The 17600-nt window shown below is 63.9% G+C and carries 15 protein-coding genes; 4 read left to right on the forward strand and 11 right to left on the reverse strand.

Translation table 11 applies throughout. The features are described 5' to 3' along the window. The first annotated feature begins 42 nt into the window (after positions 1–42). Positions 43–2592, forward strand: a complete 2550-nt coding sequence (otsB, locus tag ONR57_RS16735) for a trehalose-phosphatase (RefSeq protein ID WP_265124659.1) — start codon at positions 43–45, stop codon at positions 2590–2592. Here otsB and ONR57_RS16740 read toward each other — a convergent pair. After that, the gene (locus ONR57_RS16740; RefSeq protein WP_265124660.1) at positions 2578–3660 is read right to left on the reverse strand and encodes a LacI family DNA-binding transcriptional regulator; all 1083 of its coding nucleotides are present in this window, start codon (positions 3658–3660) and stop codon (positions 2578–2580) included. The genes otsB and ONR57_RS16740 overlap by 15 nt on opposite strands. Positions 3661–3785: 125 nt before the next feature. Between ONR57_RS16740 and ONR57_RS16745 the strand changes: the two genes are divergently transcribed. The 3 genes from ONR57_RS16745 to ONR57_RS16755 are packed head-to-tail and all read left to right on the forward strand — an operon-like array spanning position 3786 to position 6651. Then, positions 3786–4925, forward strand: a complete 1140-nt coding sequence (locus ONR57_RS16745) for a metal ABC transporter solute-binding protein, Zn/Mn family (protein ID WP_265124661.1) — start codon at positions 3786–3788, stop codon at positions 4923–4925. Further along, positions 4922–5803: a metal ABC transporter ATP-binding protein gene (locus tag ONR57_RS16750; protein ID WP_265124662.1), complete on the forward strand. Its 882-nt coding sequence runs from the start codon at positions 4922–4924 to the stop codon at positions 5801–5803. The genes ONR57_RS16745 and ONR57_RS16750 overlap by 4 nt, the downstream gene beginning before the upstream one ends. Beyond that, positions 5800–6651, forward strand: coding sequence for a metal ABC transporter permease (locus ONR57_RS16755; RefSeq protein ID WP_265124663.1), 852 nt, complete (start codon positions 5800–5802; stop codon positions 6649–6651). The genes ONR57_RS16750 and ONR57_RS16755 overlap by 4 nt, the downstream gene beginning before the upstream one ends. A gap of 14 nt (positions 6652–6665) precedes the next feature. On the opposite strand, the gene ONR57_RS16760 is transcribed toward ONR57_RS16755, so the two are convergent. The 10 genes from ONR57_RS16760 to ONR57_RS16805 all read right to left on the reverse strand — a co-directional run bounded on the left by ONR57_RS16760 (position 6666) and on the right by ONR57_RS16805 (position 17548). Continuing rightward, on the reverse strand, positions 6666–10268 hold the full coding sequence (locus tag ONR57_RS16760; RefSeq protein WP_265124664.1) for a hydantoinase B/oxoprolinase family protein: 3603 nt from the start codon (positions 10266–10268) through the stop codon (positions 6666–6668). Positions 10269–10278: 10 nt separating this feature from the next. Continuing rightward, positions 10279–10518 (reverse strand): hypothetical protein, encoded by a 240-nt coding sequence (locus tag ONR57_RS16765; protein WP_265124665.1) that lies wholly within the window; start codon positions 10516–10518, stop codon positions 10279–10281. Further along, positions 10518–10979 (reverse strand): hypothetical protein, encoded by a 462-nt coding sequence (locus tag ONR57_RS16770; protein ID WP_265124666.1) that lies wholly within the window; start codon positions 10977–10979, stop codon positions 10518–10520. The genes ONR57_RS16765 and ONR57_RS16770 overlap by 1 nt, the downstream gene beginning before the upstream one ends. Then, entirely contained in the window at positions 10976–11386 is a 411-nt protein-coding gene (locus ONR57_RS16775; RefSeq protein WP_265124667.1) for a hypothetical protein, read from the reverse strand. The genes ONR57_RS16770 and ONR57_RS16775 overlap by 4 nt, the downstream gene beginning before the upstream one ends. Then, the gene (locus ONR57_RS16780) at positions 11373–12029 is read right to left on the reverse strand and encodes a DUF3824 domain-containing protein (RefSeq protein ID WP_265124668.1); all 657 of its coding nucleotides are present in this window, start codon (positions 12027–12029) and stop codon (positions 11373–11375) included. Before ONR57_RS16780 ends, ONR57_RS16775 begins: the two co-directional genes overlap by 14 nt. Continuing rightward, positions 12026–13006, reverse strand: a complete 981-nt coding sequence (gene hemB, locus ONR57_RS16785) for a porphobilinogen synthase (RefSeq protein ID WP_265124669.1) — start codon at positions 13004–13006, stop codon at positions 12026–12028. The genes ONR57_RS16780 and hemB overlap by 4 nt, the downstream gene beginning before the upstream one ends. Positions 13007–13023: 17 nt before the next feature. Further along, positions 13024–14580 (reverse strand): bifunctional uroporphyrinogen-III C-methyltransferase/uroporphyrinogen-III synthase, encoded by a 1557-nt coding sequence (locus ONR57_RS16790; RefSeq protein WP_265124670.1) that lies wholly within the window; start codon positions 14578–14580, stop codon positions 13024–13026. Positions 14581–14639: 59 nt separating this feature from the next. Beyond that, positions 14640–15608: a hydroxymethylbilane synthase gene (gene hemC / locus ONR57_RS16795; RefSeq protein ID WP_265124671.1), complete on the reverse strand. Its 969-nt coding sequence runs from the start codon at positions 15606–15608 to the stop codon at positions 14640–14642. Further along, positions 15601–16995, reverse strand: coding sequence for a glutamyl-tRNA reductase (locus ONR57_RS16800; protein ID WP_265124672.1), 1395 nt, complete (start codon positions 16993–16995; stop codon positions 15601–15603). The genes hemC and ONR57_RS16800 overlap by 8 nt, the downstream gene beginning before the upstream one ends. 259 nt (positions 16996–17254) lie before the next feature. Further along, positions 17255–17548 carry a glutaredoxin family protein gene (locus ONR57_RS16805; RefSeq protein ID WP_265124673.1) on the reverse strand — a complete coding sequence of 98 codons (294 nt, stop codon included), beginning with the start codon at positions 17546–17548 and terminating at the stop codon, positions 17255–17257. Between the last annotated feature and the right edge of the window lie 52 nt (positions 17549–17600).

Genomic DNA, 17600 nt, shown 5'->3' on the forward strand with positions numbered 1-17600 from the left:
TAGACTTTTCGCAATGTTTTTTGTGAGAAAGGGTATTGGCGCGTGAGTGCTCAGGATCTGCCTGTCGAACTGCGGCGGGCGCTGTCACAAATTGCCCGCACACCACGCCTTCTCGTTGCCTGCGACTATGACGGCACGATGGCCCCCATCGTGTCGGACCCTGAGCGGGCGTACCCCCATATGGAATCGGTGCGAGCGCTGCGCACACTCGCATCGCTGCCCTCGACGACGGCAGCGGTGATTTCAGGTCGCGCATTGCGCGATCTCGCAACCCTGTCCCGCCTCCCAGCGGAGGTCCATCTCGTTGGGAGTCATGGCTCCGAGTTCGAGGTCGGATTTGTCCACGCGATCAGTGATGACGCGCGCCGGCTGCTGCAGCGAATCGAGGAGGAACTGCGCGCTATCGCGGACGACCATCCAGGCGCGGCGATTGAAACAAAACCGGCAAGCGTGGCGTTTCACGTTCGCAACGCGGCGGAAGCCGTGGCGGCTGACGCCCTCGACAAGGTTTGCGCTGGCCCTGCGACTTGGGATGGCGTGCAAGTCACCGAGGGTAAGGCCGTCATCGAACTCGCGGTCATCAGCACCGACAAAGGGCAGGCTCTCGACATTCTGCGGCACCAGGAGGGCGCTTCCGCAGCAGTGTTCTTCGGTGACGACGTTACGGATGAGAAGGCGTTTCGCCGCCTGCACGGCCCCGATGTCGGTGTGAAAATCGGCGGGGGCGACTCGCTCGCCCAATTCCGTGTAGACCAGACCGACGATGTCGCTCTCGCCCTGGCGTTTCTGCTCGAGGAGCGCAAGGCCTGGCTGCTCGGCGAGAATGTCACCCCCATCGAACGGCTCACGATGCTCGCGAGCCCCAACAACGTCGCCCTGGTCACCCCTGACGGTACAATCAGCTGGTTGTGCCACCCCGAACCGGATTCCGGCGCGATCTTTGCCCATCTGCTGGGCGGCGAGTCCGCGGGACACTTCACCGTGAGCCCGTCACGCCCCGGACTTCCCCTCAGCCAGCAGTACGTCGACGGCACGATGACCGTGGAAACCCGGTGGGCGAGCCTGCTCGTCACCGACTATTTGGCGCACGACGTTCGCGTTGGCCGGACCGATCTGGTTCGTGTGATCTCCGGTGAGGCCTCCGCTGTGGTCAGGTTCGCGCCGCGCCCCGAGTTCGGGCAGGTGCCCGTGCGGATTATCAGAGCCGACGAAGGGCTGCACGTAGAAGGCACCAACGATCCCATGGTGCTTCGCTCCCCTGGCGTCGACTGGGACATCTCGTCCGACGGCATGCAAGAAACCGCCACCGCGACCGTCAATCCGGCGAACGGTCCGGTTGTACTAGAGCTGCGGTGCGGAACTTCGAACATCTTGCCGGCCAAAGAACCCGAAGAGGTGCGGCGCAGACAAGCCGAGGATTACTGGCGCGACTGGGCGAATGAGCTGACACTCCCGCCCCGGAAGCCCGCGCTCATGAAGCGCTCCGCGCTGACCCTGCGAGGCCTGGTACACGCCGACACGGGCGCGATCCTCGCCGCCGCGACGACGTCGCTGCCGGAAGAAATCGGTGGAGTACGCAACTGGGATTACCGCTTCTGCTGGCTGCGCGACGCTGCCATGACCGCGTCTGCGCTGGTAGCGTGCGGTTCACTCAGCGAGGCGGAGAACTACCTGGAGTGGGTGCACCGAGTCCTCGACACTGTGCCCGGACCAGAACGTCTGCATCCGCTGTACACCCTGCACGGCACGGTCTTGCCGCCGGAGGCTGTCATCGATTCGCTTCCAGGCTATGCGGGGTCCCGGCCGGTGCGCGTGAGTAACGCGGCAAACAACCAGGTGCAGCTCGACGTGTTCGGCCCGATCGTCGAATTGATTCATGATCTTTCCGAAGCCCGAATCAAAGCCGGGCATGAGGAGGCCATTTCCGCACGTGAGTGGGAACTCGTCCGCGCGATGGTTGCCGCGGTCGAGCGGCGCTGGTCCGAGCCCGACAACGGCATCTGGGAGATCCGCGGCGCCCCGCGCCACCACGTCTATTCGAAGGTGATGTGCTGGGTCACCGTTGACCGGGCGCTGAAACTCGCTGAGAAGTTCAGCTTCCCCGTCCCACTCGGGTGGAAAACGCTGCGCGACGTCATACAGAAGCAGGTGTGTGACAAAGGCTGGAGTGATGAAGTACGGTCCTTCACCGCCGCTTACGACGGCACCGACCTCGACGCCGCCACGTTGCACATCGGACTCTCCGGATTGATCGACCCCTCGGACGAACGTTTTGCCGCGACTGTGGTGGCCACCGAAGCCGAGCTGCGCAGCGGCTCGACGGTGTACCGCTACCATCACGACGATGGCTTGCCTGGCGGTGAAGGCGGCTTCCATCTGTGCGCTGCGTGGCTGGTTGAGGCGTATTTGCTTGTGGGGCAGCGAGCACAGGCTGAGGCGTTGTTTACGCAGCTCGTGACCGCTGCGGGACCGACTGGGCTGTTGAGCGAAGAGTACGATCCGGTCGCTGAACGCGCGCTGGGCAATCACCCGCAGGCGTACAGCCATATTGGACTGCTGCGCTGCGCCCAGCTTCTTTCAGCGCCCGCGTGAGGGCCCCAAGGTTGCCGCGCCCGACAGCATCGTCGGCAGCATTTCCACGGTGAGTCGATCTGGGCTATAGCTAATCAAGAGTTCACCCGCGCGGCGGCCCTTCAGCGCCGAGGGTTGCGCCACCGTTGCGAGGCCAGCGCGCTTGCCCTCCGGTATGCCATCAAATCCAGTAACGGAGAGCGCAGCGGGCACACTGATGCCGTTGTCGCGCGCATAGGTGAGCGCGCCCAGAGCGAGAACGTCAGTAGTGCACATGAGGGCGGTGATCGACGTGTCCTCCGACAACAGCTCCCCCGCCGCGCTGTACCCCGCGTCACGGGAATGCACTGACCGTTCCGAGATCGAGACGGACACGTTGCCCGCAGCGTCAGCAGCGTCCAGGATCGCCCGGATACGTGCACTCTGCACCGGCAGCGGGGCGGTCTCAGCGCGTTCGCGGCCGACAAGCTCATTGCGATCATCGAGGCCAAGACGCATACAAATGATCCCGATTCGGGTGTGCCCGGCGCTGAGCACGGCACCGGCGAGGGCATGCATGGCACCGTAGTCGTCGATTCCCACGCGGGAGGTCCCCGGCACATCGAGCGGCTGATCACAGATCACCACAGGCAGCTGCCGTTCCAGGGCGGCGCTGAGGTAGGGGTCATCCGCAGCTACCGAATACACGACGAACCCGTCGACGCCCGCACGCTGTACCGCGGCGGCCGCCTGTTCGGCGTCACGCTCAGGGCCCGCGGGCACGATCAGTAGCGACTTGCCCGCCGCGTCACACGCGTCGGCTAGCCCCGCGACGAACTCAACCGCCGCGGGATCACGGAACGAATAGCTCAGTGGCTGGTCCAGCAGCAACCCGATAGTGTCGGCTTTTCGGGTACGCAGTGAACGAGCAACCGGATCCGGCCCGGGGTAGCCCAATTCCTTTGCGGCCGCCAAGACCCGTTCACGCAGCTCAGGCGAGAGCTGGTCCGGGCGATTGTAGGCGTTGGACACGGTCGTCCGCGAGACCTTGAGTTCTGCCGCCAGCGATGCCAAGGTGGCACGCCGCCGGGGCCGAGGTGACCGGGGCATATGAGGACGGTAGCGGTACCCATGCGCGAGTACCAGCACCGGGGCACACCGCCGATTTGGGCGTTTCGGCAAACCCGCTAGACTGCGATGGAAACCGTTACCATTTCAACCTTTCAGGGGGATTCGTGCGTGTAGTGCGAACTGCCGGTGTGATCGTTTCCGGACTCAGCCTCGCCGCGTTCGGCCTGGCAGCGTGTGGAAACGACGACACTGGAAATACCGGAACCGGAGCCCAAGCGGAAACAGCCGTAACGGTGGTCGCCAGCACCAATGTCTGGGCGGACATCGCGCGGCATGTCGGCGGTGACGCCGTCACCATCGAGACGCTGATCAGCGATCCCGCGATCGATCCCCACCACTACGAAAGCACACCCAGCGACGTCGCGACCGTACAGGACGCGAGCCTTGTGGTCTTCAACGGCGGCGGATACGACCAATTCGTGCAGGACATTCTCGAGTCCACCACACCGGCGCCGCGTTCGGTGAACGCCTACGAAATTCTCGTCAACCACGGTACCGTGCACCACGACGACGACCACCACGACGACGACCACCACGACGAGGACGGCCATGGTGCTGGCGAAGGCGAGCACGGTGCTACTGAACAGCACGAAAGTGGCAGCGAAGCTGACCACCACCATGACGAGGGTGACGATCACGGTGCCGAAGGTGCTCACGGTGCTGGCGGGCACGAGGACGCTGACGGCCACGGCCACGGACACGGCCACGACCACTCAGGCGCGAACGAACACGTCTGGTACGACTTCCACATCGTGAGCGACGTCGCGCACGCGATCGCACGCGAACTGAGCGAACTCGACCCGGATAACGCCGACACCTACCAGGCGAACGCTGACGAGACCGCGGAGCGCATCGAAGAACTCGAAGACCGTGCTGGCGAGGTCCGGGAGACCACTGAGGGTATTGATGTGGCGCAAACCGAACCGCTCACCGAATACCTGCTCGAGGAACTTGGTATCACCGATATCGCACCTTTCGAGTTCACCACTGCGGTTGAGCACGGGACCGATCCGTCCGCAGCAGTGACCGCGCAGTTCACCGATCTCCTGACCGACGGTTCTGCCCAGGCACTCATCTACAACGCCCAGACGGAATCACCCACAACTCAGCAGATGCGCACCATTGCCGCCGAGAACGATGTTCCGGTCATCGAAGTCACGGAGTCACTCCCCGCCGGAATGGATTATTTTGAATGGATGCACTCCATCCTCGACGAGTTTGAGCGCGTGCTGAGCGAGGTATGACGCACCACCCTGAGTCCTCAGCGAGTGATCACGCCCCGCAGCGACCCGTTGTGTCGCTGCGGGGCGCTGCCTTGCGTTTCGGCGCCCGCGCCCTGTGGGAGGGACTCGATCTCGACGTCGCGCCCGGTGAGTTCGTGGCGATCCTCGGGCCGAACGGTTCCGGCAAAACCAGTCTTCTCACGGTCCTGCTCGGTCTGCAGTCACTCAGCGCAGGCGCGGTCACGACCTTCGGCGGCGCTGTGCGCACCGGCGACAGCCGCATTGGCTACATACCGCAGCAGAAAACCCTCGACCGCGGCCTTACCTTGCGCGGCCGAGACCTCGTCGGCCTCGGTCTCTCCGGTCACCACTGGGGCCTCACACTTTCGCCGCGGAAACGGCGTGAGCGTGACGAGAGAATCCGTGAAGCACTCGATGCGGTCGGCGCGACCAGTTACGCCGATGCGCCTGTCGGACGGCTCTCTGGAGGCGAACAACAACGCCTTCGCGTAGCACAAGCGCTCGTGTCCGATCCTGGCGTTCTCCTTTGTGATGAACCGCTGCTCAGCCTGGATTTGGCTAGTCAGCGCAAGGTCGCCGAATTGATCGACGCGCGCCGTCACCTCGCCGATACCGCCGTGCTGTTCGTGACGCACGAAATCAACCCCATCTTGTCGATGGTCGATACCGTCCTTTACATCGTGGACGGCCGTTTCCGCATCGGGCCGCCGTCTGAGGTCATGACCGCCGAGGTACTCTCCGAGCTTTATCGCACCGACGTGGAGGTGATCCGGGTGCGCAACCGGATCGTGGTCGTCGGTACTGGCGACAGTATCGACGTGCTTGGCCGGGCTGGGCAGGAACACCATCCACAGGCACAATATCCGGAGCCGTCATGAGCGATTTCTGGGTCCGGTTCCTTGACTTCGGGACGACAGCTGACCTCCTGGGCCGGTCTTTCGTTCAGCACGCACTGATCGCGAGCGCGATCCTCGGCCTTCTCGCGGGTGTGCTGGGGCCGCTCATCGTCAGCCGTCAGATGTCGTTCGCAGTTCACGGCACCAGCGAACTGTCGGTCATGGGTGCGGCGGGCGGACTGCTCCTCGGACTCAGCGTGGGAGTGGGGGCAATCGCCGGATCGGTTGCCGCGGCCCTCCTGTTCGGCATCCTCGGGGCGCGCTCCCGCGAGCGTGACGCGGTGATCGCCGTGATCTTGTCGTTCGGGCTGGGTCTTGCAGTGCTATTCCTCTGGCTCAACCCGGACCGTACGGTTAACCAGTTCGCGCTACTGGTCGGTCAAGTCGTCACCGTCAACACTGCGGGGTTACACCTTCTCGTCATCACCGCTGGCATCGTCCTAGTCGCGCTCGTGACGGTGTACCGGCCGCTACTCTTCGCGAGTACGGATCCCGAGGTCGCCGCGGCGCGCGGGGTGCCGGTGCGCTTCCTCACGGTGGTCTTCGCAGTACTCGTCGGACTAGCGGTCTCGATCGGCGTGCAGATTGTCGGAGCACTGCTAGTGCTGTCCCTGCTCGTGACACCCGCCGCCGCGGCCTCACGCGTCACCGCTGACCCGCTGAAAATCACGCTGCTGGCCTTGCTTTTCGCGCAGACTGCGGCGGTCGGCGGGATCATTCTGTCGCTCGCCCCGGGCGTACCAGTCTCTGTGTTCGTCACGAGTATTTCGTTCGTGATCTACATCCTGTGCCGACTCGCGGGAAGCCGTCAGACCTCAGCGGTGGTGTGACCGCGTCAGCTGCTTTAGGGCGCGCCGTAACCACCACCACCTGGTGTCTTTATCACCAGTACGTCGCCGGCGGACAACTCGGTGGATCCGGCGCCAGGCAATTGCTCGACCGTGCCGTCGGCACGCTCTACGCTGTTTTCACCGAGTGCGCCCGCCTCGCCGCCCGCCATTCCGTACGGCGCTACGCGGCGATGGCCGCACAGCGTGCTGACCGTCACCGGTTGCGTGAATCGCAGTCGCCGAACAGCTCCGTCACCGCCGCGCCAGCGGCCCGCTCCTCCGCTGCCCGCACGGATCGCGAACTCCTCGAGCACCACCGGGAGCCGCCACTCCAGGACCTCTGGGTCGGTCAGACGAGAATTCGTCATGTGGGTCTGTACGACCGCCGTCCCGTCAAACCCGTCCCCCGCTCCAGATCCAGAGCTGACCGTCTCGTAATACTGGTGATCGGCGTTTCCGAACGTCACGTTGTTCATCGTTCCTGAGCCTTCAGCCTGCACACCGAGCGCGCCGTAGAGCGCACCGGTGATCGCTTGTGACGTCTCGACGTTCCCCGCAACGACCGCCGCGGGATACTCCGGGGCAAGAAAGCATCCTGCCGGGATGACAATGTGCAGGGGCGCCAGACAGCCATCGTTGAGCGGGATATCGTCGTCGATCAGCGTGCGGAAGACGTACAGCACCGCCGCGTTAGCCACCGACGACGGTGCATTGTAATTGGACGGCAACTGCGCGGAGGTGCCAGCGAAGTCGATCGTCGCTTCGCGCGCCACGCGGTCGACCGCGACACGCACATTGATCACCGCCCCACTGTCCATCTCGTACCGAAACTCACCGTCATGCAGCGAGTCGATGACCCGGCGCACCGACTCCTCAGCGTTGGCCTGGACGTGACGCATGTAAGCGTGCACAACCTCGATGCCGTAGTGCTCGATCATCAGCCCGACTTCGTCAACGCCCTTCTGATTGGCGGATATCTGCGCGCGCAGATCAGCAATGTTCGTTGCGGTGTTCCGCGAGGGGTACGCCGCCTCAGTGAGGTGGCGAATCGTCTCGTCTTCGCGGAACCTGCCACCGGATACGAGCTCCCAGTTGTCGAACAGTACGCCTTCCTCGCGGATGTCTCGGCTGCCTGCGGGCATGGACCCAGGCGTGATCCCGCCAATTTCCGCGTGGTGCCCGCGTGACGCGACGTAAAAGAGCACGTCGTCCCGGTCGTCCGCGAAGACCGGCGTGATGACCGTGATATCAGGCAGGTGGGTGCCGCCGTGGTACGGATCGTTCACGGCATAGACATCACCCCGCTTGATTTGTTCCGCGCCGGTACGGCGGTTGATCACCTCTTTCACACTTAGCCCCATCGACCCGAGATGGACGGGAATGTGCGGCGCGTTCGCTATGAGGTTGCCCTCGGGGTCGAATAGCGCGCAGGAGAAGTCCAGCCGCTCCTTGATGTTCACCGACTGCGCGGTGGCCTCGAGCCGGGTGCCCATCTGCTCTGCAATGGACATGAAAAGGTTGTTGAAGATTTCCAGCTGGACCGGGTCAGCTTCCTCGCCAACACTCGCCGCCTGCCGCGGTGTCACTCGACGGGCAACCACGTGCCCTGCGTCTGTAATCTCTGCTTGCCAGCCCGCGTCCACCACCGTGGTCGAAAGCTCTTCGGTGATGAGCGCCGGACCAGCGACTTTTTCACCGGGGACAAGCGCGTCGCGGCGCCACAGTGGGACGCCGCGCCACGAGCCATCGCAGTACATGTCGACGGTGTCATCCGGTTCACCTGACCCGCGAGACGACGCTGAAACACCGGCTTGATTCAGATCTGGTTGTTCGGTCAGTCCGATAGCCTCGACGGACAGCGCTTCCACAATCAGCGGCCGATCCATGAGGAACGAGTACATTGTGCGGTGCTGGGCCTCAAAATCCTCCACCATCGCATCGATGCCGCGCAATTCGACGTCGACCGTCGTATCGGTGCCGTCGTAACGCACGTGGGCGCGGCGCTCGACACGGATGCGGTCCGCGGCGACTCCGTCCGCTTCGACCTCCGCGCGGGCGGCTTCCGCGAGTTCACGGGCAACCGTTTCCAGTTCGTCCGAAGACTCCGCTGTGAGCGGGAGTTCGACGGCTTGTTCGCGCATGGCCGTGACATCAGCGAGGCCAATACCCAGCGCGGAGAGAACGCCCGCCATCGGCGGTACCAGCACAGTGTTGATACCCAGCGAGTCGGCGACCGCGCACGCGTGCTGACCGCCCGCGCCGCCGAATGTGGTCAGTGTGTACTGGGTGATGTCGCGACCCTTCTGCACACTGATCTTCTTGACCGCATTCGCCATGTTCGCAACAGCAATCTCGAGAAAACCCTCGGCGACCTGCTCCGGAGAACGCTGATCACCGGTGTGCGCGGCGATTTCTTCGGCCAGTTCGCTGAAGGCGCGGCGGACAACAGCCGCATCGATCGGCTGATCACCATTCTCGCCGAACACGTTCGGGAAGAACGCGGGCTGGATCCGGCCAAGCATCACATTCGCGTCTGTGACGGCGAGGGTGCCACCGTTGCGGTAGCAGGCGGGCCCCGGGTTCGCGCCAGCCGAGTCGGGGCCGACACGGTACCGGCTGCCGTCAAAGTGAAGGATCGAACCGCCGCCAGCAGCGACGGTATTAATCGAGAGCATCGGTGCCCGCAGCCGCACCCCGCTCACATTGGTATAGAAGACGCGCTCAAGGTGGCCTGCGTAGTGGGACACGTCTGTCGATGTTCCACCCATGTCGAACCCGATGACCTTGTCGAATCCGGCCATCTGAGACATTCGGACCATACCGACGATGCCACCCGCTGGTCCCGAGAGAATCGCATCTTTCCCACGGAAGTGGTCGGCCTCGGCGAGCCCGCCGTTGGATTGCATGAACATCAGCGGCACGCCCGCGGTTTGATCGTGGACTTGTTGTACATAGCGCCGCAGGATTGGTGAAAGATACGCATCCACCACAGCGGTGTCACCGCGGGGCACTACTTTCATCAACGGACTTACTTCCGCTGAACATGACACCTGGCCGAATCCGGTGGCGCGGGCAAGTTCACCGATCGCGTCTTCGTGCGCTGGATAGAGATGGCTGTGCAGGCACACGACTGCGACGGCTCTGATCCCGTCGTCATACGCGCGCTCGAGCTCCGGGCGCAACGCGTCGAGATCGGCGTCTCGCAGCACTGTCCCGTCCGCGGCGACGCGCTCGTCCACTTCGATCACACGCTCATACAGTGGCTCCGGCACATCGATGTGTCGCGCGAAAATCTGTGGGCGGTTCTGATATCCAATGCGCAGCGCATCGCGGAACCCGCGGGTAATCACCAGCGCTGTGCGTTCCCCCTTGCGCTCTAGGAGGGCGTTGGTCGCTACCGTCGTGCCCATCCGGATGGCGGACACCTCCGTGGGATCCACTGGCTCATCTGGCCCGCCTCCGAGGAGCGTGCGAATACCTGCAACCGCAGCATCCTGATAGCGGGCCGGGTTTTCCGACAGCAGCTTGTGGGTGACTATCTTCCCTTCCGGGGTGCGCGCGACGATGTCGGTAAATGTGCCACCGCGGTCGATCCAGAACTCCCAAGCACCAGTCACGCCTCGTAGTTTACGAGGCGTGACTCCGGCCGCTGACGCGCCGCACACCCCATATGAGCGCGAGGCTGCCCGCCGCCGTGCACAACGCCGCGAGCGTCAGCCACGGCCCGGAATACCAGGTGATCTCCTGCGCCCCCAGCCCAAGGTCGGAGAAATCTTCGACGCGCGTGTCCACACCGCGGAACCAGCTCACCGCCGCCGCACCGAACAGCAGCACCGCGAGACAGAACCCCATCGACGCGCGCGCCATCACGGCACCGCCAGCACCTGCTGTAAGGCCGCCCGCAGCGTAGCGTGGTCACGCGCCCACGCCTGCACGACAGTCCCTGATCGCAGCCGCAAACCGATTCCTGTGCGCCTGCGGGGCACGCCGTGCAGTTCTCCCAGCGCCCGGGCGGACTGCCATTGCGCCGCAAGCTTCGGGTCGTCATCGGCAGACGGCAGCACGTCTTCGACATCGTCGAGAGCCAGCGTTTCAGCCCCTTGCCGCAGGTGGCCGATGGTCAGCTCCACCCGCAAATGCGCGCGGGCAGCATAAACCTGCCACGCCACCACACTCGTCAGCAGTGTTGCTGCAATGGCCCACCCCAACCAGTGCACCGGCCCGCCCATCCAGATCTCCGCGACGATGCCGGCGAGACAAAAGATCGGGACGAACAGCAGAGCCCGCCATTGAGCGCCCGGCTCGATGAAAACGATGTCACTGTTCATCGGTCGAACCAGGGCTTCGCTGCGGGTCGATACACCAGCACTGATGCGGCGATCACGCAGATAACAATAATCACCGCGTAGAGGCCTGAAATCGCAATCGTTGCGGTTTGAAACAACGCGAGCACGATCGAAAACGCGACCAGCGAGCGGCGCACTCGTGGATTGCCTTTCCGCACGAAACCGCTTAGGGCGCCGATCATAATCCCGGAGGCCAGGGCGATACCGCCGTACATCCGGAGCAGGTTCGCAAGTCCGCCCGGGTCATTGAGTTCATCTCGCGCCGCGACCAGCGTGTCCTCACTGACGAAGAGATACACGACCCCCATGTACACGCAGACGACGGCGCCCACAAGCCAAAGCGAGTACGCGGCTGTCACCAGGGCCGGCCGGCGCTCACCGCTGTGCATTCATTCTCCCCCGCATGAAGTAGCGATTCGATTCGTCGCGGTGCATCAGGACAACCGTGCCAGCGGCCAGGACGGCCTGGACAATTCCCAGCGCTGAATCTGCGAATCCGGTGACGCCCCCGCCCGCACCGCTCCCGAAGAGCGACGGTACCGCGAACACCACCAGAACAACCGCTATCGCGGTTAGCATCACGCGCGCCCACTGCTTGCCCCGGCGCATCGCGTACGCGATCAGCAGCAGCACACCGAACAGCAACAACAACAGCAGACCCGCAACGCCCACAATCACGTAGGACCATAACCGTGCCTGATCGTAGGTCAAATCTAGCGCGGCCTGCTGCTCCACCTGATCCATAAACATCGCGGTGGTGTCATCGATATTCAGCACCATTCCGATCATCCGCACCGGAACAATCAGTACGCCGAGTGCAACAACCGCCACCCACAACTGAAACGCGGTGACGACATCATGAGGCGGTGGGACGGCCGCGCCTTGCTTCGTATTCTGAGCAGGGTCGCGTGGCGGCTGTGGCGAAGCTTCTGCGGGCGAATGCCCAGCGGGCTCAGGCGAGCCCGGGGGTTGCGGAAACAGTGACTCACCGTTGTCCCGTGCCTGATCGCGCTGCTCGTTCATAGCACTCATCGCTCGAGCAGACCGGTTGCGACGTCAGCGAAATACGTCAAAATGAAGTCTGCGCCTGCCCGCTTGATACAGGTAAGCGATTCTGTGATTGCACGCTCGCGATCAATCCAGCCGCGTTCAGCGGCCGCCGCGATCATCGAATATTCACCAGACACCTGGTACGCCGCGACTGGCACCGTAGACAGTTCAGCCGCTTCGCGGAGGACATCGAGATACAGCATGGCCGGTTTCACCATCACCATATCCGCGCCCTCTTCGAGGTCGAGAAGTACTTCTCGCCGTGATTCTCGCGCGTTCGCACTGTCCTGCTGATAGGTCGCCCGGTTGCCTTGCAGGCTGGATCCGACAGCGTCACGGAAGGGTCCATACAGCGCCGACGAATACTTCGCCGAGTACGCGAGGATGGCGGTGTTGTGATGTCCGTGTGTGTCGAGCGCCAGCCTGATAGCGGCGACTTGGCCGTCCATCATCCCGCTCGGCGACACCACGTGAGCACCAGCCTCAGCCTGCGCGACCGCCATCTGCTGATACAGGTCGAGCGTGGCATCGTTATCGATCGAACCGTCATCGGCCACCACACCGCAATGCCCGTGGTCAGTGAATTCATCGAGACAGGTGTCAGCCATCAGCACGGTGTCATCCCCGAGGTCCGCGCGCAGCGCACGTAAAGCGCGGTTTAACACGCCGTCCGGATCGATACCAGCGCGGCCTTGCGGATCCTTGTCATCAGGATCGGGCACCCCAAATACCATGAGCCCGCCGACACCCGCGTCCACGGCGTCCGCTGCGGCGCGGCGCAGGGAATCCATCGTGTGCTGGTACACGCCTGGCATTGAACTAATAGGACGCGGTGTGGTGTTCTCATCCGCCACAAACATCGGCAAAACGAGGTCGCGGGCCTGTACCTGTGTCTCGGCGGCCAATCGCCGCATCGCCGGGGTGGTGCGTAGCCGCCGCGGGCGCTCAGCAGGAAACATCAGCGTCTCCGGCAATATCAGCGCCGGGCGCGGGAACGTTTGCGCGGCGGCGGCAGAAGCCCTTCAGCGCGCAAGTGGGCGGCGTGTGCCGCCAGCGCGTCCACTAGCGGTCCGACCTGTGCGGCGTCCGGCTGCACGTCCACACGCAACCCGAACTCGATCGCCGTCTCCGCCGTTTTTGGGCCAATACATGCCACGATTGTGCGCTGATGCGGCTTGCCAGCGATTCCCACAAGGTTCCGTACCGTCGACGACGACGTGAACAGCACCGCGTCGAAGCCGCCCGTCTTGATCATTTCGCGGATCTCCGCCGGTGGCGGTGAGGCGCGGACTGTCCGGTAGGCGGTGACGTCGTCGATCTCCCAGCCGCGCTCACGCAATCCCTCGGCGAGCGTTTCGGTGGCGATGTCAGCCCGTGGCAGCAGCACTCGGTCGACAGGATCCAGGATGTCGTCGTGCGGCGGGAAATCTGCAAGCAAACCGAGGCTTGACTGTTCACCAGAGGGCACGAGTTCTGGGGTGATGCCGAAAGATCGGACTTTATCCGCAGTCGCCTCCCCTACGCACGCGATCTTCACTCCGGAGAACGCGCGAGCGTCGAGTCCGAACTCCTCGAACTTCTCCCATACGGCCTTTACCGCGTTGGTGGACGTGAATACCACCCACTGGTAGCGGCCGTCGACGAGGCCTTTCACAGCGCGTTCCATCTGCGCGGGGCTGCGGGGGGGTTCCACCGAAATCGTGGGAACCTCGATCGGGATGGCGCCGTAGCTCACCAGCCGGTCGCTCATCTCGCCAGCCTGCTGCTTCGTGCGGGGCACAAGCACCGTCCAGCCGTAGAGGTCGCGGTTTTCCCACCACGACATTTTGCTGCGTGCCTCCACAACCTTGCCGACCGTCACGACGAGCGAGCCGTTGAGTTCGGATCCGGATGCGTTCAGCGTGGCGAGCGTCGCCTCGATGGTGCGCTGCTTGCAGGTGGTACCGAATACCGTGATCGCTGCGGGCGTCTGCGGCGCAAGCCCGTGCTCGACCAGTGCGCTCGCCATCTCCGCGAGGTGGCTTGACGTAGCGTGCAGCACAAGCGGGCCCGGCGCCGACGCGAGGGCCGCCCAGTCCACATCCCCCCGCACGTCAGCTTCGGTGTGGCCGGCACCGAGCGGCATTCCGGCGTACGCGGGAATCGCGGCCGCCGGAGCTAAACCGGGAACAACCTCGAACTGCACTTGCGTGCGGGCTACTGCGGTGATCTCCGATAGTACGGAGTCGGTTGTCATCGGATCGCCAGAGACTAGCCGCACGACGTCCCGGCCCTTCCGGGCCTCAGCGATCAGCGTCTTGGCCACCTCGGCAGGGTCACCGAGCGCGGGCCGAACCTCTGGGGACACGTCGTCGCCGTCGCATACACACAATCCAACGAGCGCGGATACAGCGTCACTGACGTCCGTGTCGGTGAACGCGATCGTGGCGGATTCCAGCACCTGCTTGGCGCGCAGCGTCAGAAGAGCCGGATCACCGGGGCCAGATCCGACGAAGAGGATCCGGCCTGGTGTGCTCTTTGGTGCTCGGCTCATCGGCGATTCTCCAGTCAGGTCGCAAAACTTGTCACACGGGCAGGCTGAGGTTTCTCGGGTTACCCAGACGGTCCGGAATCTGACGCCACCGCAGCAGGCATCAGTTCACGTGCGCCTAAGTCAAGCAGTTCACGAGCGAGTTCTTGGCCGATTTCGGCCGCTTTGTCCACACTGCCCGTGCGTGACGCGCGAATAACGCGTGACCCGTCGAGCGCGGCGGCGCACGCGCGGAGGAACAATTCTTCGTGGATAACGCCGTCATCGTCGAGGGATTCGACGATGTCTGCAAGCGCGCCTACTGGGGCGGTGCACCCGGCTTCGAGTTCGGCGAGCAGAGCACGCTCAGCCTCGACCGCGGCACGCGTTTCCCGATCGTCTTGTTTCGCGAGAATTTCAGCGATCTCGGTATCAGCGGCGCGGCATTCCACCGCGAGGGCGCCCTGCGCGGGCGCGGGCAGCATCTGTACGGGATCGAGCGCTTCTGCTACCTCGGCGAGCCGTCCCACGCGGGCGAGGCCCGCGCGCGCGAGCACCACGGCGTCTAGCTCACCGGAGGTCACCTTGCCGATTCGCGTATCAATGTTGCCGCGCAGCGGAACGATCTCGAGTCCTAGGCCAAGCGCCCTGAGTTGAGCAGCCCGCCGGGGGGCTGACGTGCCGACGAGGGAGCCGACAGGCAACTCACCGAGCACCTTGTGGTCGCGCGAGATAAGCGCATCCCGCGGATCTTCACGCGGCGGGATCGCAGCAAGAGTGAACCGCTCATCCGCTGCGGTAGGCAGGTCCTTATACGAATGCACAGCGACGTCGACTTCACCGGCTGCCAGCGCATCCCGCACCGCCGCCGTGAACACGCCCACGCCGATCTTTTCCACAGGTTCCGCGCTGAGGTCACCTGCTGTGCGAATAATCGTGAGCTCGGCGGGGTAACCGGCCGCGATTACCGCGTCACGCACGGTCCCGGCCTGAGTCATAGCGAGCACACTCCCCCGCGTCCCAATGCGCAGGGGTGTTCGACCATCATGCATTCGGCGCGCCCTTACCGAAAGCCGGGTCGAGCGCACTGAGAGTTGCAGCCGTGTGGTCGTCCGCAAGCGCGCCCGCGACTGTCTCCATCGTTGCGGTCACAGCCTCAGCTGTCACAGGGCTGAGCTCGAACAGCTCCCTGAGGGCTTGCGCGTAGGAATCCCCGCCTGGGGCCGACGCCAGCTGCTTCACGCGGACGGTCGGTGCGTGCAGCAGTTTGTCGACAACGCGGCGCACTGTATTCGCAACCTCACCGCGGTCGCCGTCACTCAACCCTGGCAGCTTAGAATCGAGCCGCATCAGTTCCGCTTGTACTACTTCCGCAGCGCGGCGGCGGAGCGCGGCAACGGTCGGGGTGATCTCCGCAAGCCGCTGTCCGTCAAGGTACGCAGCGAGTTCCTCGGCGACGATGCGCCGGGCTGCATCGGCGTCCGAGGCTGCCGCGCCAGCACCTGGATCGCGCTGAAGTGTCTCCATATCAAGCACGTGCACACCCGGCAAACCCGAGACGGCGGTATCCACGTCCCGCGGGAGTCCAAGGTCGCAAAGCACCAGAGCACGGTCCTTGCGATCGCTGATCGCGTGATGCACATCCGCCAGGTGCACGACGGCCCCCACCGACCCAGTGCACGTGACCGCGACGTCCGCGGCACCCAGGGCCTCGACAATGCGGTCCCAGTGCAGGGCCGTGGCGCGCACACCACTGTCGGATGCTGTGCGTGCCAAGTTCTGTGCCCGTTCCAGCGTGCGGTTGACGACCAATATTTCGTCGACGCCGGCACGCGTCAGATGAGCCACCGCGAGCCCAGCCATAGCCCCAGCGCCGATGACCGCAGCGGTGCGGCCAGCGAGTTCACCATGCACACGAGAAGCGCGGTCGAGCGCTACGGAGACCACCGACGCGCCAGCGGCATCGATCCCGGTTTCGGTGTGCACACGCTTGCCGACGCGCAGCGACTGCTGAGCCAACTCATGCAGTGTACGGCCAACTGTATTGTGGGCGTCTGCCTCCGCGTAAGCCGACCGGATCTGGCCAAGAATTTGCTGTTCACCGACGACGATGGAATCGAGTCCACTCGCGACCGCGAAGAGATGTTCAGCCGCGGCTTCGCTGTACCGCACGTACATGTGGCGGGTTAGTTCGCTCAGCCCCAGGCCGGAATGGTCAGTCAGTAACGTCGTGAGATCCGCCAGGGCGCCGTGAAACGCATCGACGACGGCGTAGATCTCGACCCGGTTGCATGTGGAGACAACCATTGCCTCAGACACATGCGGCGACGTGAGTATCCTGTCCAGCATCTTTGGCCGGTCGGGGTCGGAAATGGCGACGCGCTCAAGCACGGGCACGGGCGCGCTCCGGTGGGAAACCCCCAACAACAAGACACTCACAGCGTCATCACCGATCCGATCCCAAGACGAGACGGGCGCTCATGCCGAACCACGGACACGAGGAATACGCGTTCGCACTCACACGGCAACGCCGCTCGGACAGATCGTGTTCCCTCACTTCGAAGGCTCCTCGCCAGCCAGTGGATCACTGCTCAACACAGTAAACCCGACGCACTGTTCACCTAACCGTAACGGTTTGCTATGCCGTCTACCAACTTCACCGAATCGGGCACTGACCGGCCGGAATATAAGGTGAACCTCACTTTGCCAGGTCGGCGCGCAACCTTGGTACATCCACGTCGCCGTAACTGTGTTCTACGCCATGTAGGAGAACGACCGGCAGGCGATCACCGTACTCTGCGCGCAGATCGGGGTCATGCTCGGCCTCGTCGTCGACGTCCACAACAGCGAATTCGAAATTCACAGTGCGTTGCAAGTCCCCGAGTACTCGCTGCGCCCGCTCGCACGCGGCGCATCCCGCCCGCGTGAGGAGTACTACCGGCGCCTGTGAAGCGTCGCGGCCACTCGTGTACTGATGAGGAGATGTGTCCACCGCAGCAGGATAATCGGTGCCGGGAAGTGGATCGGGCCACAGGCGGGCATAT

Origin of the sequence: Hoyosella sp. YIM 151337 (assembly GCF_026041215.1) — a bacterium.
In the GTDB taxonomy this organism is placed as follows: domain Bacteria; phylum Actinomycetota; class Actinomycetes; order Mycobacteriales; family Mycobacteriaceae; genus Hoyosella.

What these genes read in the sequence shown, in the direction of transcription:
- ONR57_RS16740 (WP_265124660.1), bottom strand. Translation starts at nt 3,660, where the DNA reads ATGCCCCGGTCACCTCGGCCCCGGCGGCGTGCCACCTTGGCATCGCTG.
- hemC (WP_265124671.1), bottom strand. Translation starts at nt 15,608, where the DNA reads ATGCATGATGGTCGAACACCCCTGCGCATTGGGACGCGGGGGAGTGTG.
- ONR57_RS16790 (WP_265124670.1), bottom strand. Translation starts at nt 14,580, where the DNA reads ATGAGCCGAGCACCAAAGAGCACACCAGGCCGGATCCTCTTCGTCGGA.
- ONR57_RS16780 (WP_265124668.1), bottom strand. Translation starts at nt 12,029, where the DNA reads ATGAGTGCTATGAACGAGCAGCGCGATCAGGCACGGGACAACGGTGAG.
- ONR57_RS16770 (WP_265124666.1), bottom strand. Translation starts at nt 10,979, where the DNA reads ATGAACAGTGACATCGTTTTCATCGAGCCGGGCGCTCAATGGCGGGCT.
- ONR57_RS16755 (WP_265124663.1), top strand. Translation starts at nt 5,800, where the DNA reads ATGAGCGATTTCTGGGTCCGGTTCCTTGACTTCGGGACGACAGCTGAC.
- ONR57_RS16765 (WP_265124665.1), bottom strand. Translation starts at nt 10,518, where the DNA reads ATGGCGCGCGCGTCGATGGGGTTCTGTCTCGCGGTGCTGCTGTTCGGT.
- ONR57_RS16750 (WP_265124662.1), top strand. Translation starts at nt 4,922, where the DNA reads ATGACGCACCACCCTGAGTCCTCAGCGAGTGATCACGCCCCGCAGCGA.
- ONR57_RS16775 (WP_265124667.1), bottom strand. Translation starts at nt 11,386, where the DNA reads ATGCACAGCGGTGAGCGCCGGCCGGCCCTGGTGACAGCCGCGTACTCG.
- hemB (WP_265124669.1), bottom strand. Translation starts at nt 13,006, where the DNA reads ATGTTTCCTGCTGAGCGCCCGCGGCGGCTACGCACCACCCCGGCGATG.